Here is a 15190-nt window from a genome sequence, read left to right as displayed (position 1 = left end):
ATCCTTCGGCCATGCCTCGAAGAGTAGGAATGGTCCGATGAAGGTCCTTGTGCCGATCAAGCGTGTGGTTGACTACAATGTCCGCGTGCGGGTGAAAGCCGACGGGTCCGGCGTGGATCTGTCCAATACCAAGATGTCCATGAACCCCTTCGACGAGCTGGCTTTGGAAGAAGCCGTGCGGCTCAAGGAAAAGGGCATCGCGACCGAAGTGGTGGTGGTCTCCATCGGCCCCCGGCAGGCACAGGAGACGCTCCGCGCCGGCATAGCGCTCGGAGCCGACCACGCCATCCTCGTGGAGACAGAGGAAAGTCAGGGCGACATGGAGCCGTTGGCCGTCGCCAAGATCCTCGCCAAGGTCGTGGGCGAGCAGCAGCCCTCGCTCGTCATCATGGGCAAGCAGGCCATAGATAACGACATGGGCGCCACCGGACAGATGCTTGCCGGACTGCTCGGTTGGGGGCAGGCGACGTTTGCGTGTGCCGTTGCGGTGGATGGTGCGGTCGTGCGGGTTGATCGTGAAGTCGATGGCGGGGTTCAGGTCATCGAATTGCCCTTGCCGGCCGTGATCACCGTCGACCTGCGGCTCAACGAGCCTCGCTATGCTTCCTTGCCCAACATCATGAAGGCCAAGAAGAAGGCGATCGAGGAGCGTTCCGCGAGCGAACTTGGCGTGGATCTCTCGCCGCGGCTTGCCGTGTTGACGACGGTCGAGCCTCCGGGTCGGCCCGCTGGAAGGATCGTGGGAACGGTCGATGAGTTGCTGGCCGGTTTGCGCGAGCGGGGAGTGCTGTAATGAGCGTGCTGGTGATTGCCGAGGTCGTCGGCGGAGCGCTTCAACGCGATTCGACGGCGCGCACGATTGCAGCCGTCGCCGCACTGGGCGACGTGACCGTCCTGGTTGCCGGGGAGGGCGTGGGTACTGCCGCTTCAGAGGCCGCAACCCTGGCGGGCGTCTCCAAGGTCCTGCGGGCCGATGGCGCGAGCCTGGCGCACGGTCTGGCCGAAGCCACGGCAGAATTGATCGTCGGCGTCGCGCCGGGCTTTGCCTGCATTGCCGCGCCTTCGACCCCCTCGATCAAGAATGTTCTGCCGCGAGCGGCGGCACTGCTGGACGCGATGGTCGTTACGGATGTCGTGCGCGTCATCGACAGCGAGACGTTCGAGCGCCCGATCTATGCCGGGAATGCGCTTCAGACGGTGCGGTCCGGTGATGGTGTCAAGGTCCTGACCCTGCGAACCTCGGCCTTTTCGCCGGTGGCGGATCAACCGGCCGCGCCGGTCGAGTCCGTTGTCGCTCCCTCCGACCGAGGCCTGTCGCGCTGGCTTTCGGAGCAGACGGTTGCTTCCGAACGGCCCGACCTGGCCTCCGCACGCGTCGTCGTATCGGGAGGGCGGGGTGTGGGATCGGCAGAGAATTTCGCCCTGCTGGAAACTCTGGCCGACAAGCTGGGCGCCGCCATCGGCGCCTCGCGTGCGGCAGTCGATGCCGGCTACGTCGGGAACGACCTGCAGGTTGGTCAGACGGGAAAGGTGGTCGCTCCCGACATCTACTTCGCAATTGGCATCTCCGGCGCGATCCAGCACCTCGCCGGCATGAAGGATTCCAAGGTGATCGTCGCGATAAACAAGGACAGCGAGGCGCCGATCTTCCAAATGGCGGATTTCGGCCTGGTCGGCGATCTGTTCGACGTGCTGCCAGAGCTGGTCGGAAAGCTGTGAGCGCGTGACGGACGGGAGAGATTCCATGGCGGCTGCCGAACCGGAAGTCATGGACTATGACGTCGTCGTCGTAGGTGCCGGGCCTGCTGGCCTGTCGGCGGCAATCAGGCTCAAGCAGCGCAACGCGACCTTGAACGTGGTGGTTCTTGAAAAGGGCTCGGAAGTCGGCGCGCATGTCTTGTCCGGCGCGGTCCTCGATGTCTCAGGACTCGATGCCCTCCTGCCGGACTGGCGCGAGCGCGACGCGCCGGTCGAGGTAGCCGTCGCGGACGACCAGTTCTGGCTTCTCGGCCCCAAATCGGGCTTTCGCATCCCCGCCTGGATCATGCCGGCATTCATGTCCAACCATGGCAAATACGTCGTGTCGATGGCCAACCTTTGCCGCTGGCTCGCGCAACAGGCCGAGGGCCTTGGCGTCGAGATATTTCCCGGCATGTCGGCTTCGCGGCTGGTCTGGGACGGCGACCGGATCGCCGGCGTCGTTGCCGGCGAATTCGGCTTGGGTCCGGATGGGCGGCCTGGTCCCAACTACGAACCCGGGGTGGCCCTGCGCGGCAGATATGTTCTGCTGGGCGAAGGGGCCAGGGGTTCGCTCACTAAGCAGGTGATCGCCCACTTCGGCCTGTCGGAAGGCAGAAGTCCGCAGAAATTCGGCCTCGGCCTCAAAGAGATCTGGGAGATCGACCCGGCCTTGCACAAGCCCGGCACCATCGTCCACACTATTGGATGGCCATTGGGCGCCGATGCTGGTGGTGGAGGCTTTGCCTACCACGGCGAGAAAGGCAAGGTGCATATCGGTCTGGTCGTTCATCTCGACTACGGCAATCCCCACCTGTCGCCGTACATGGAGTTCCAGCGCTTCAAGCATCATCCGATGCTGGCCAAACTACTGACGGGCGGACGTCGAACTGCCTACGGCGCGCGCGTCATCACCGAGGGTGGTTGGCAGTCCCTGCCGAAGCTCGTCGCGCCGGGCGTGGCTCTGCTCGGCTGTGCGGCGGGGATGGTCAACGTTCCGCGCATCAAGGGCAATCACAATGCAATGCTGTCCGGCATCGCCGCTGCCGACGCGGTGGAGGACGCCGTGGCTGCGGGGCGTCGAGGCGACGAATTGACGGACTACGAAGCCGCCGTGCGCAATGGGGCGATCGGCGACGACCTGCGTCCGGTGCGCAACGTCAAGCCGGTCTGGTCGCGCTGGGGACTCTGGGCCGCGCTCGTCGTCGGCGGTGCAGACATGTGGTGCAATGCGCTGTTCGGCTTTTCGCCCCTTGGAACCTTGCGCCATCGCAAGTCGGATGCGGCCGCCACCCGACTCGCCAACGCCTGCAACCTGATCGACTATCCCAAGCCCGATGGCACTCTCAGCTTCGACAGGCTCACCAACGTGGCCTTCAGCGCCACCAATCACGACGAGGGCCAGCCCAGCCATCTGCGCCTGATCGACCCAGCCGTTCCGATTTCCGTCAACCTGCCGCTCTATGCCGAGCCTGCACAGCGCTATTGCCCCGCCGGCGTCTACGAAGTCCTCATGGAGCAGGCCGGACCACGCTTCCAGGTGAACGCTCAGAACTGCTTGCACTGCAAGGCCTGCGATATCAAGGACCCGTCCCAAAACATCGTATGGACGGTGCCCGTCGGAGGCGGCGGTCCCAATTATCCCAATATGTGACGGTTCATGATGACCGACGACGTCGCCCGCAAACTCATCGAATGCCTGGGTCCCAAAGGTTGGTTGACCGGGGACCAGGCCATATCCGCGTCGCGGGACTGGCTCGACCGCCATGGCATGCCCCCCTTGGGCCTGGCGCGACCCGTTTCGACCGAAGAAGTGCAGGCGGTCGTCGCCATCTGTCATGACGCGGGCCTGGCCGTCACACCGCAGGGAGGCAATACGAGTCTCTGCGGGGCAGCGGTCAGCGGGGTCGCGGGAGGCGTACTGCTGTCCCTGTCGCGCATGACGACGATCGGTCGACCCGACCCCGTGGGGGACAGCATCGAGGTTGAAGCCGGTGTGGTTCTGAGCAACTTGCATGCAGCCCTCGAGCCGCATGGTCAGACCTTTCCGATGCATCTCGGTGCGGAAGGGTCCGCGCAGATCGGAGGATTGATCGCCACCAATGCGGGTGGCAGCCACGCCTTCCGCTACGGCAGCATGCAGGATCTCGTCCTCGGCCTGGAAGTGGTTCTGCCCGATGGGCGGCTATGGTCGGCGCTGCGCGGCGTGCGCAAGGACAATTCGGGCTATCAGCTCAAGCGGTTGTTCTGCGGTTCGGAGGGAACGCTTGGCGTAGTGACCAGGGCCGTGCTCAAGACGTTCCCTTCAGCAAAGCGACGAGCCACCGCCCTGCTGGCCGTACCGGATGCGGACGCGGTGGTTCGACTAGGTGCCCGGATACGCGCTGAGGCCGGCGAGTTCCTCTCGGGTCTCGAGTTCATGAGCGAGTGCGGCGTCGAGTTGGCGCTGCGGCATGTGACGGACGTGGTCTTTCCACTGGAGAGCCGCAGCGCGTTCTACGTGCTGGTGGAGCTGTCGTCCTCGTCGGCCCTCGTACCCCTCGACGACATCCTCGAAGCGTTGTTGACCGAGGGATTCGAGACGGGCCTGGTGCTCGATGGAGTGATCGCGCTGAATGAATCGCAACGTCAACAGATGTGGCGCCTGCGCGAGGAACAGCCGGAGGGCCAGCGCCTGGAGGGCCCGCAGCTCAAGCACGACATATCGGTGCCGCTGGCACGACTGGCCGAATTCCTCTCGCGGGCCGAGGGCGTCTGCCACGGCATTGCGCCCAGTACGCGCATCAACCCATTCGGCCACCTCGCCGATGGCAATGTGCACTACAATATAAGCCCGCCCGCCGGCGATCGAGAGTTTGCCGAAGCAACCCATGACTTGCCCATGCTGGTGGGCGCGCTGGCTGAGAGCATGGGCGGCAGTTTTGCTGCGGAACATGGCCTTGGCCGGTCGAAAATCGCCATCGCCGATGCCTTGCGCCCGCCGGTGGAGAGAGATCTGATGGCCCGGATCAAGGGCGCGCTCGATCCCCGCGCGACCCTCAATCCCGGCGTGATCATCGTGGGCCGGGCCCAGTAGGAACCCCGCGCCCATCACCTTCCCCCCGGTCGGCGTGAAGGCTTTGCGCTGTTTTCTGCCGTGCGTCGGACCTGACAAGGATAACTTGCCGAAGCCCGCGCATTAATTGATTTCCTCAACGCCGCCCCCGACGCACCATCGTTGCACAGGGCGAGGGCACGATGAAACGGGCATTGGTGACGGGAGCGACACGAGGGGCGGGGCGAGCCATCGCCTTGGCTCTGGCGCGTGCCGGCTGGGAAGTCCATGCCTTGGGTCGCGACCGCGCAGTATTGGATGAGATGCGCGCCGATGCCGGCGTCGTACCGCTCGCCATGGACCTCACGGATCGCGACCAGGTGCGCGCGGTGACTTACGATATCGACCCGACGCTCATGGTTCATGCTGCGTTGCGTTGGCCCGAGGACGAAGCATTCGTCGATCTCGATGAGGCTGCCATCGACATGGTCCTCGAGGTCAACCTGTCCGTCGCGCTACAACTCACCCATACAGTTCTGCCCGGGATGATCGCCACCGGTCATGGCCACGTTTTCTTCGTGCTGGCGCCCACGGGCGGACACCGGTCCGAACTGCAGGAAGCCGTCAGTTCGGCAAGCGAGGCATTCGCCCGAACGCTTCGCCAACAGGTCGGGCCGCTGGGTATCGCGATCGACGTCGTGCGGGCCGATGCGCCCACCTTCTCAAGGGCCGCAGCGGCCATTCTTTCCCTGTCCGGTTCCGGTGCGGAAGCCATGCGCTCCCGCAGTCCGGATTAGGACTCCAGACAACCAGGATGAATTGATGATGCGGCACGGAGGCAAACTGCTCGTGGAGTGCTTGGTCGCTTTGGGTGCGACCAAGTGCTTCGGCATTCCGGGCGAGAGCTACCTGGCGGTGCTCGATGGACTTCACGACACCAGAGGCCAGCTGGACTTCGTCGTGTGCCGCAACGAGGGTGGCGCTGCCTTCATGGCTGCCGCCTACGGCAAGCTGACGGGGGCGCCCGGCATCGCTTTCGTGACCCGCGGGCCGGGCGCCACCAATGCTTCGATCGGCGTCCATACCGCCAGGCAGGACAGCGTGCCCATGCTGCTCTTCGTCGGTCAGGTCGGCACCGACATGAAGGAGCGGGAAGCGTTTCAGGAGGTCGACTACAAGGCGGTTTTCGGCACCATGGCGAAGTGGGCCGTGGAGATTGATCGCGTCGAACGCATTCCGGAACTGGTAGCGCGCGCCTGGAACGTCGCGACGGCCGGTCGACCCGGTCCGGTGGTGATCGCGCTGCCGGAAGACATGATTTCCGCGTTCACCGACGTAGCCGCCTTAGCAGGCCCGACGCTCATCGCCGCGCCATGCGCCGCCCCCGATGATCTCGAAGCGATACGCGCCATGCTGGCGGGCGCCCAGCGTCCTCTCATCATGCTGGGTGGCGCGAACTGGTCGGCCGAAGGCGCAGACGCGCTTCAGCGCTTCGCCGAGCAATCCGACATTCCCGTCGTGGCCAGCTTCCGCTACCAGGACCAGTTCGACAACCATTCGCCTGCCTATTGCGGCGAGGCGGGCGTCGGCATGACGGCGAATGTGCGTCGGCTCATGTCCGAGGCTGACGTCATCCTCGCCATCAACGTCGTGATCGGGGAAATGGCCACCGACGGGTACACCCTGCTCGAGCCTCCGGTGACGCGCCAAACGTTGATCCACGTCCACCCTTCCGACCTGGAATTGGGAAAGGTCTACCAACCGGCACTCGGCGTGGTTGCCGGACCCAACGCGTTCGCTGCCGCATTGAGCCCTGTAGCCGGCGGATGGACGGCGTGGCGGGAGGCGGCTCGTCAGGGATACGAATCCAGCTTCGTGGTTCCCGATCTGCCGTCGCCGGTCGATATGGGCAAGGTGGCCGCGTGGCTGCGGGACACGCTTCCGGAGGATGCTGTCATCACCAATGGCGCGGGCAATTTCACTGTCTGGCCTGGTCGGTTCCTGAAGTATGGTCCCAAGGCCCGCCTTCTGGCGCCGCAGTCCGGAGCCATGGGCTATGGCGTGCCGGCAGCCATCGCAGCCAAGGTCGCCTTCCCGTCGCGCACGGTCGTGTGCTTCGCGGGGGACGGCGACTTCCAGATGAATTGCCAGGAGCTCGCCACCGCCGCGCAATTCGGTGCCCAGCCGATCATTCTGCTGCTCAACAACGGCATCTACGGCACGATACGCGCGCATCAGGAGCGCCAGTATCCTGGCCGTGTCTCCGGAACGACGATGGAGAATCCCAACTTCGTGGCTCTGGCGCAGGCGTATGGCTTCCATGCCGAGCGCATAGAGAGAACCGAGGATTTCGCCGATGCTTTTGGAAGGGCACGCGCGTCGCGCACGGGGGCCCTCCTCGAGTTGAACATTTCGCCGGAGGCGATCACTCCGGCTCAGACGCTCAGCCAAATAAGAGCGGCAGCGCTCAGCAGGGGGACAGACAAATGACCGGCAAGCAAGCCGTCCGGCTTGGGGTGGATATCGGTGGCACGTTCACCGACCTGGCCCTCGAGATCGGCGACCGCATGGTCTCCACCAAGGTGCTGACCAACTATGCTGCGCCCGAGCAGGCCATTCTTGACGGCGTCCGTATCGTGGTGCGCGACGCGCAGATCGAGCCGTCGCAGATCGACATGATGATCCACGGCACGACGCTGGCGACCAATGCTCTGATCGAGCGGCGTGGTGCCAAGACGGCGCTGGTGACGACCGAGGGTTTCCGGGATGTCATCGAAATGCGCACCGAGAACCGCTTCGATCAGTACGATCTCAACATCAAGCTGCCCCCGCCGCTGATTCCGCGCGAGCACCGATACACGGCCGGCGGTCGCATCGGTGCACAGGGTCAAGAACTGCAGCAGCTGGACGAGGCCGCCCTCGAGGTCCTGGCCGAGACCCTTGCCAACGAAGAGTTCAGTGCCGTCGCCATCGGCTTCATCCATGCCTACGCCAATTCCGCTCACGAGCAGCGCGCCCGCGAAATCCTGGCACGCAGGCTCAGCGTGCCGATTTCGATTTCCTCGGAAGTCGCGCCGCAGATGCGCGAATTCGAGCGCTTCAACACCGTCTGCGCCAACGCCTACGTGCAGCCGCAGATGGCCGCCTATCTGTCCCGTCTGCAGACCCGCCTCAAGGAAGAAGGCGTCGCCTGCCCGGTATTCATGATCCATTCCGGCGGCGGCCTGATCTCGGTCGAAACGGCGGTGAAATTCCCGGTGCGACTGGTGGAGTCCGGGCCGGCGGGTGGCGCAATATACGCCGCCGACGTGGCGCGCCGCTTCGATCTGAACAAGGTCGTTTCCTACGACATGGGCGGCACGACGGCGAAGATCTGCCTCATCGAGGGCTTCACGCCGCAAACGGCGCGCACCTTCGAGGTGGCGCGGACGTATCGCTTCGCCAAGGGATCTGGCATGCCCATTTCGATTCCGGTGATCGAAATGATCGAGATCGGCGCCGGCGGTGGATCGATCGCCTGGGTCGATGCCATGGGGCGTATTCAGGCTGGCCCCGAATCGGCGGCCTCCGAGCCGGGTCCTGCCTGCTACCAACGTGGGGGCAGCAAGCCGGCCATCACCGACGCCGATCTGGTGCTCGGCAAGCTCGATCCGGACAATTTCGCCGGTGGCAAGATCAAGCTCTCTGTCAGCGCTGCCGAGGCTGCCATCACGCGCGATGTCGGCCAGCGCCTCTCTCTATCTGCGCAGGCGGCGGCATTCGGCATCTGCGAGGTCGTGGATGAGAACATGGCCAATGCAGCGCGGGTCCATGCGGTGGAGAACGGCAAGGACGTGAGTGACAATGTCATGGTGGCGTTCGGCGGCGCGGCTCCACTCCATGCGGCCCGACTTTGCGAGAAGCTCGGCGTCGAAGCCTGCTTGATACCGGCCGGCGCGGGCGTTGGATCGGCCATCGGTTTTCTGCGGGCGCCGTTCGGCTATGAGGCCGTCGCCACACGCGTCATGCGGCTGGCCGAATTGGACTTCGCCGCCACCAATGCTCTGCTCGCCGATCTGCTTTCTGCGGCGGAAGGCTTTGTTCGCGTCGGCGCCCGCGGGGCCATCGAACGCGAGATCACGGCCTTCATGCGGTATGTGGGTCAGGGATGGGAGATTCCCGTTGCCCTGCCCGAACCGCCCTATGCTCCCTATGATCTCGACATGATCGAGCACCGGTTCCGCGAGCGCTACGCGCAGTATTTCGGCAGGGCCGTCGAGGGCCAGGAAGTCGAGATCGTCTCCTGGTCGGTCAAGGTCCAGGAGAAGCGTCACGTCCGAAGTCAGCACAAGCTCGACAAGGTCGGCCGGCCAATCGTCGGACAGTTCACGCGCCAAGTCTTCGATCCGGCGACCGAGCAGGAGCAGAGCAGTCAAATCATCACGCGCAGCGATCTGACCTGCGGAGATCGCATAGCCGGGCCGGCCATCGTGGTCGAGAGCGAGACCTCCACGGTCGTCACCTCCCAATTCGACGCCATCGTGCAGAGCGACGGGTCGCTTCTTCTTCTCAGGAAAGGCCGTGCAGTATGAGTGGGTCGTCCGAAATCCGCATGCAGGTGATGTGGAATCGCCTGATTTCCGTGGTCGAGGAGCAGGCGCTGACGCTTTTGCGCACGGCATTTTCGACGTCCGTGCGCGAGGCCGGCGACCTCTCCGCCGGCGTGTTCGACACGCAGGGACGCATGCTCGCGCAGGCCGTGACCGGCACCCCCGGTCACGTGAACACCATGGCCGAGGCGGTGCTGCACTTCATCGCCGAAATTCCACGTGGCAACATGTTTGCCGGCGACACCTATGTCACCAACGATCCCTGGAAAGGAACAGGGCATCTGCATGACATCACCATGGTGTCGCCCTCATTCCATCGCGGCAACCTCGTGGGTTTCTTCGCCTGCACTGCGCATGTGGTGGATGTCGGTGGGCGCGGCTTCGGCGCGGATGGCAAGTCCGTCTACGAAGAGGGTATCCAGATCCCGATCATGAAGTTCGCCGAGCGCGGAGAGGTCAACGCCGATTTGGTCAAGATACTGCGTCTCAACGTTCGCGAACCCAACCTTGTCGTGGGCGACTTCTATTCCCTCGCCGCCTGCAATGACGTCGGCCATCACCGCCTGGCCATGATGCTCGATGAGGTCGGCCTGCCGAACCTGGATGAACTCGGCAACTTCATTCTCGAACGGACCCACAAAGCCATGGCGGAGCGCTTCCTGGATCTGCCCAGGGGCAGCTGGCATGCCGACATGGTGACGGATGGCTACGATGAATCGATCAGGCTGGCGGCGAAGGTGACGATAGCCGAGGACGGCGTGGTGATCGACTTCGACGGGACGGCGCCGATGAGCCGATGGGGCATCAATGTTCCCATCATCTACACCAAGGCCTACGCCTGCTACGCCGTCAAATGCGTGGTGGCACCCGATATTCCCAACAACAGCGCGTCACTGGCCTTCTTCAATGTGGTATCCCCGACCAATATCCTCAACGCGAAGCGGCCTGCACCGGTTTCGCTCCGCCATGTGATCGGCCACATGGTGCCTGACCTGGTGTTCGGAGCATTGGCCCAAGCCATGCCCGATCGCATTCCAGCGGAGGGCGCTGCCGCACTCTGGAACATCCACATCTCCGCTCGGCCCATCGACGGCCGTTCCGGTCGTCATGCGGAAGTCCTCATGTTCAATTCGGGCGGCATGGGAGCGCGGCCGGGCAGCGACGGGCTTTCCGCGACCGCCTTCCCATCGGGCGTGCATACGATGCCAATCGAGGCGACGGAGCATACGGGCCCGCTGGTGGTCTGGCGCAAGGAATTGCGATCCGGCTCGGGCGGCGATGGCCAGTACCGTGGAGGCTTGGGTCAGACGATCGAAATCGGAGCGCTCGACGGTCATGAGTTCGATTTCTCGGCCATGTTCGACCGCGTCCGCTCACCGGCGCGCGGCCGCGCCGGCGGAGAGCCCGGCGCCTCGGGCGAAGTGCTGCTCGATGATGGCACCAAACTGCGGCCCAAGGGCTGGCAGCACGTACCGGCCGGTCGGCGGCTGGTGCTGCAACTGCCCGGTGGCGGCGGCTTCGGCAATCCTGTCGATCGCGACAGCGATAGCCGCGCCCTGGATGCGGCAATGGGGCTGGTCGGAGGAGCAGACAATTGAACTACATCTCCAGCAAGCTCGCGGTGGTGAAGCCATCGGCCTCGATGGCGGTTTCGCAGGCAGCCAAGGCGCTCGTGGCGCAGGGCGTCGATGTGATCGACCTCGGCTTGGGCGAACCCGACTTCCCCACGCCGCGCCACATCATCGATGCGGCCCATCAGGCTGCACTGTCGGGGCAGACGCTCTACACCGCGGCCCTCGGCACGCCCGAACTGCGCAAGGCCGTAGCCAGCAAGTTCCATCGCGAGAACGGCTTCTTGGTCCCGCCGGATCAGATCATCGTCAGCAACGGCGCCAAGCAGATCATTTTCAATGCACTAATGGCCACCCTCGAGTCCGGCGACGAAGCCATTCTGCCCGCGCCCTATTTCGTGTCGTACCCCGAAATGGTGAAGTTGCTCGGCGGTGTTCCCGTCATGCCGCAATGCAGCGCGGCCGATGGTTTCCGTCTCACCGCGCGGATGCTCGAAGCAGCGATCACGCCCCGAACCAAGTGGCTCTTTCTCAACATGCCCGGCAATCCCTCCGGCGCGACATATTCGGTGGACGAGCTGAAGGCGCTCGGCGCCGTCCTGGCTCGCCATCCGCATGTGCTGATCCTATCGGACGAGATCTATGAGCACATCCTGTTCGATGGCAGGCGGTTCGTGTCCTTCGCCCAGGCCTGTCCGGAGCTGTTCGAGCGCAGCCTGATCGTCAACGGCGTGTCGAAGGCCTATGCGATGACCGGATGGCGCGTCGGTTATGCCGCCGGGCCACCTCCTATGATCAAGGCCATGGCGACCGTCCAGAGCCAGTCCGTCACGTCGGTGTGCGCGATGGCACAGGCCGGTGCTCTGGCTGCCCTGGAGGGGCCTCAGGACGAAGTTCGTCGGTTCCGCGCGGCTTTCGAGGAGCGACGCAATCTGGTGGTCGAGGCCGTCGCCGGCATTCCCGCTCTCTCCCTGGCGCCGCCCGAAGGGGCGTTCTACGCCTTCATCGGCTGCGCGGACCTGATTGGCCGCCGGACGCCGACCGGGGCGACGCTGGTGGATGACGTTGCAGTCGCGAAATATCTGCTCGATGACGCGCATGTGGCTGCCGTTCCCGGTGCGGCATACGGTCTATCGCCGTATTTCCGCATATCCACGGCGACCTCGGAGAGTATCCTGACCGAGGCGATGCGCCGCATCGCGACTGCGGTCGCCCTGCTTTCGGAACCGGAATGACGATGGCCAAAGCGTTCAAGAAAATACTGCTCACCGGTGCGGCAGGGCGTCTCGGCACCGAATTGCGGCGTGGCCTGGCTCACCTGACCGAGACGCTGCTGCTCGCCGATCGCGTCGAAGCGGCCGACCTTGCGGCCCATGAACAAGCCGTCGTCTTCGAGCTCACCGATGCGCAGGCCGCTGAGGCGGCCATGAGCGGCGTCGACGCCGTGGTGCATTTCGGCGGCGCGCCGCTAGAAGCCCCTTGGTCCACCATCCTGCACTCCAATATCGAGGGCAGCTACAACATCTACGAGGCCGCCCGTAAGAATGGCGTCCGGCGCATCGTCTACGCTTCCTCGGTCCATGCCATCGGCTATCATCGACTTGAAGACCACATCGGCGTGGATGCACCCGTGAAGCCGGACAGCCTCTACGGCGTTTCCAAATGCTTCGTGGAGGCGCTGGGTAGCCTCTACTGGAACAAGTTCGGCATTGAGACAGTCGACCTGCGCATCTTCTCGTCCTTTCCCGAACCGCCCGATCGACGAATGCTGTGGTCCTGGCTGTCATTTGCCGATTGCGTGCGCTTGGTCGAAGCCAGCCTCACCGCACCCTACGTCGCCCATACCATCTCGTTCGGTCTGTCCGACAACAAGGTCAAGCCGGTCGATAATTCGGGGGCGGCCCATCTGGGCTACTATCCGCAAGACGACACCGAGGCCTTCCGTGCGCAGGTCGAAAGTGCCAAGCCTCCGCTCGACCCCCATGCCCCCGCCACGCACTTCCTGGGCGGCTGGTTCGTGGACCTGCCCCATCCAGACGATGAGCCGAAGAAATGAAAGACAGTTATGACGTGGTGATAGTCGGCGGCGCCGTCATCGGCTCGGCCGCAGCCTATTTCCTGGCCGCCAATCCGGACTTCGACGGCAGTATCCTCGTGATCGAGCGCGATCCGACCTATCGCTTCGCGGCGACGTCGCTGTCCTCCTCGTCCATCCGCAACCAGTTCTCGAACCCGATCAACGTCAAGATCGGCCAGTTCGGTACCAGTTTCATCAAGAGCTTCGCCGAGACGATGCGCGTTGGCGATGACCGGCCCGACCTGGATTTCCATGAAGGCGGCTACCTGTTCCTGGCGCGCGAGCCCGAACAGGTCGCGACGCTGCGCGAGAACCACGAGGTCCAGAAGACCTGCGGCGCCGATGTCGTCCTGTGGAACCGCAACGAACTCGCCGATGCTTTTCCGCATCTGAATGTGGATGACATCGAGCTGGCCTCATACGGTCGCTCCGGAGAGGGCTGGTTCAACAATACCGGCCTGATGCATGGCTTCAAGGCAAAGGCACGCGATCTCGGTGCCGAGTACGTCACCGACGAAGTGGTTGCCATTTTGCGTCGGGGCGACGCCGTGACCGGGGTGATGCTCAAGTCCGGTGCGACGATCGATGCGGGCATCATCATCAATGCATCGGGTCCGCGAGCCGCTCTGACGGCCCGGATGGCCGGTCTCGACATCCCTGTCGAGCCGCGCAAGCGAACCCTGTTCGTCTTCGATTGCGCCAAGTCCCCGGAGGGCAGCGCCAAGGTCAATCAAGGTCGACTGCCTCTGATGATCGATCCCTCCGGAGTATTCTGCCGACCCGAAGGGCGGTATTTTCTCACCGGCTGCCCGCCCGTTGAAGATCCGCGAGTGGACTGGGACGACTATGAGCCTCGATATGAGGAGTTCGAGGACACGATCTGGCCAACGCTGGCAGAACGTTCGTCGGCCTTCGAAGCCATTCGCATCGTCAACCAATGGGCCGGTCACTACGATTTCAATGTTCTGGACCACAACCTGGTCGTCGGACGCCATCCGATCGTCCGCAATTTCATTTTCGCGAACGGCTTCTCCGGTCATGGCCTGCAGCAGGCGCCAGCCACGGGCCGCGGGATCTCTGAACTGATCGCTTATGGTGAATATCGCTCGCTCGATCTCACGGCGCTGGGCTACGAACGTGTAGTCGACAATTTGCCGTTCCTCGAAAAGGCGGTAATCTGACCCGGCGGACCCGGAGGACTGGTGAAGCCGGAAGTCATGAGCGGAAATCACACAAGGCTGCCACCCCTCAATGCATTGCGGGTTTTCTGGGCCGTCACACGCCTGGGCAGCTTGCGGGCAGCTGCCGACGAGCTGCTCGTCACACCGCAGGCCGTAAGTCAGCAGATAAAGCTGCTCGAGGACACGCTCAACATACGCTTGTTCGAGCGCAAGGGCCGCATCATTGAGCCGACCGAACAGGCCATCGTGCTGTCGCATTTCGTGCAGGCCGGGTTCGAGGAGTTCGCGGCAGGTGTTCGCCGGGTGAGCAATTCATCCTACCGGAACCGCATCAACATCAATGTCAGTCCCTATTTCGCCACGCGATACTTGATGGAGCGGCTGGAGCATTTTCGCGACCAGGTGCCGGGTGCCGACCTGAGGTTGACGACCATGATCAACCTGAAGGACTTCGCTGCCGACGAGGTCGATGTCTCGATCCAATGGGGCTTCGGTACTTGGAAGGAGTACGACGTGGCGCTGCTGGTGCGTGACCCCAAGGTCATCTGCTGCTCGCCTGCTCTGGCCCAGCGGATCTCCACTGCTTCGGACTTGACCGAGATGACACTGCTGCACCCGGTGCTTGCCAGGAGCCTATGGCCGAAAGTGCTCCGGCATCTCGGGATCGAGGTCAACGAGATTGCGGTCGAAGTGGAGTTCCAGGATGCCGCAACCATGCGACGCGCGACGATTTCCGGCATGGGCGTGGGACTGATATCCAAATTGGACGCGTTGGTGGATATTCAGGCAGGTCAACTCGTTGCGCCCCTGGGGATCGATGGCCTCACCGCAATGGATGAGGAAGACGTGCCGGGTTTTTACCTCGTGGTGCCGCGCGCGCATAAGCGGGCAAAAGTCGTTGCCGCGTTCTGCGACTGGATCACCAAGCAGGATTGGGCCGCCGCAGACGACATCGCCTGACGGTTGAGGCTTCGGAGCAACCGGTGTGGACGTGGGCTTTA

General features: G+C 63.8%; 12 protein-coding genes. All 12 read left to right on the top strand.

Annotation, left to right across the window (positions count from 1 at the left end; genetic code table 11):
- The first annotated feature begins 37 nt into the window (after positions 1–37).
- Positions 38–793 (top strand): electron transfer flavoprotein subunit beta/FixA family protein, encoded by a 756-nt coding sequence (locus IM737_RS04595; protein WP_236898689.1) that lies wholly within the window; start codon positions 38–40, stop codon positions 791–793.
- Positions 793–1719: an FAD-binding protein gene (locus IM737_RS04590; RefSeq protein WP_236898688.1), complete on the top strand. Its 927-nt coding sequence runs from the start codon at positions 793–795 to the stop codon at positions 1717–1719. Before IM737_RS04595 ends, IM737_RS04590 begins: the two co-directional genes overlap by 1 nt.
- A 25-nt stretch (positions 1720–1744) precedes the next feature.
- Positions 1745–3391 (top strand): electron transfer flavoprotein-ubiquinone oxidoreductase, encoded by a 1647-nt coding sequence (locus tag IM737_RS04585; protein WP_236898687.1) that lies wholly within the window; start codon positions 1745–1747, stop codon positions 3389–3391.
- 9 nt (positions 3392–3400) lie between these two features.
- Entirely contained in the window at positions 3401–4813 is a 1413-nt protein-coding gene (locus IM737_RS04580) for an FAD-binding oxidoreductase (protein ID WP_236898686.1), read from the top strand.
- Between the two features lie 161 nt (positions 4814–4974).
- The gene (locus IM737_RS04575) at positions 4975–5568 is read left to right on the top strand and encodes an SDR family NAD(P)-dependent oxidoreductase (RefSeq protein ID WP_236898685.1); all 594 of its coding nucleotides are present in this window, start codon (positions 4975–4977) and stop codon (positions 5566–5568) included.
- Positions 5569–5593: 25 nt separating this feature from the next.
- The gene (locus IM737_RS04570; protein WP_236898684.1) at positions 5594–7261 is read left to right on the top strand and encodes a thiamine pyrophosphate-binding protein; all 1668 of its coding nucleotides are present in this window, start codon (positions 5594–5596) and stop codon (positions 7259–7261) included.
- Positions 7258–9342 carry a hydantoinase/oxoprolinase family protein gene (locus tag IM737_RS04565; RefSeq protein ID WP_236898683.1) on the top strand — a complete coding sequence of 695 codons (2085 nt, stop codon included), beginning with the start codon at positions 7258–7260 and terminating at the stop codon, positions 9340–9342. Before IM737_RS04570 ends, IM737_RS04565 begins: the two co-directional genes overlap by 4 nt.
- On the top strand, positions 9339–10958 hold the full coding sequence (locus IM737_RS04560) for a hydantoinase B/oxoprolinase family protein (protein WP_236898681.1): 1620 nt from the start codon (positions 9339–9341) through the stop codon (positions 10956–10958). The genes IM737_RS04565 and IM737_RS04560 overlap by 4 nt, the downstream gene beginning before the upstream one ends.
- Positions 10955–12166, top strand: a complete 1212-nt coding sequence (locus IM737_RS04555) for a pyridoxal phosphate-dependent aminotransferase (RefSeq protein WP_236898679.1) — start codon at positions 10955–10957, stop codon at positions 12164–12166. Before IM737_RS04560 ends, IM737_RS04555 begins: the two co-directional genes overlap by 4 nt.
- Before the next feature lie 2 nt (positions 12167–12168).
- The gene (locus IM737_RS04550; RefSeq protein ID WP_236899861.1) at positions 12169–12987 is read left to right on the top strand and encodes an NAD-dependent epimerase/dehydratase family protein; all 819 of its coding nucleotides are present in this window, start codon (positions 12169–12171) and stop codon (positions 12985–12987) included.
- Positions 12984–14189 (top strand): NAD(P)/FAD-dependent oxidoreductase, encoded by a 1206-nt coding sequence (locus IM737_RS04545; RefSeq protein ID WP_236898677.1) that lies wholly within the window; start codon positions 12984–12986, stop codon positions 14187–14189. The genes IM737_RS04550 and IM737_RS04545 overlap by 4 nt, the downstream gene beginning before the upstream one ends.
- 21 nt (positions 14190–14210) lie before the next feature.
- Complete coding sequence (locus IM737_RS04540) at positions 14211–15149, top strand: LysR substrate-binding domain-containing protein (protein ID WP_236898675.1); 939 nt, start codon at positions 14211–14213, stop codon at positions 15147–15149.
- The last annotated feature ends 41 nt before the right edge of the window (positions 15150–15190 follow it).

The sequence above is a fragment of the Devosia sp. SL43 genome, from assembly GCF_021729885.1.
Classification (GTDB): domain Bacteria; phylum Pseudomonadota; class Alphaproteobacteria; order Rhizobiales; family Devosiaceae; genus Devosia.
The sequence above is the reverse complement of the archived record's forward strand: the minus strand, read 5'-3'. Positions and strand labels throughout refer to the sequence as shown.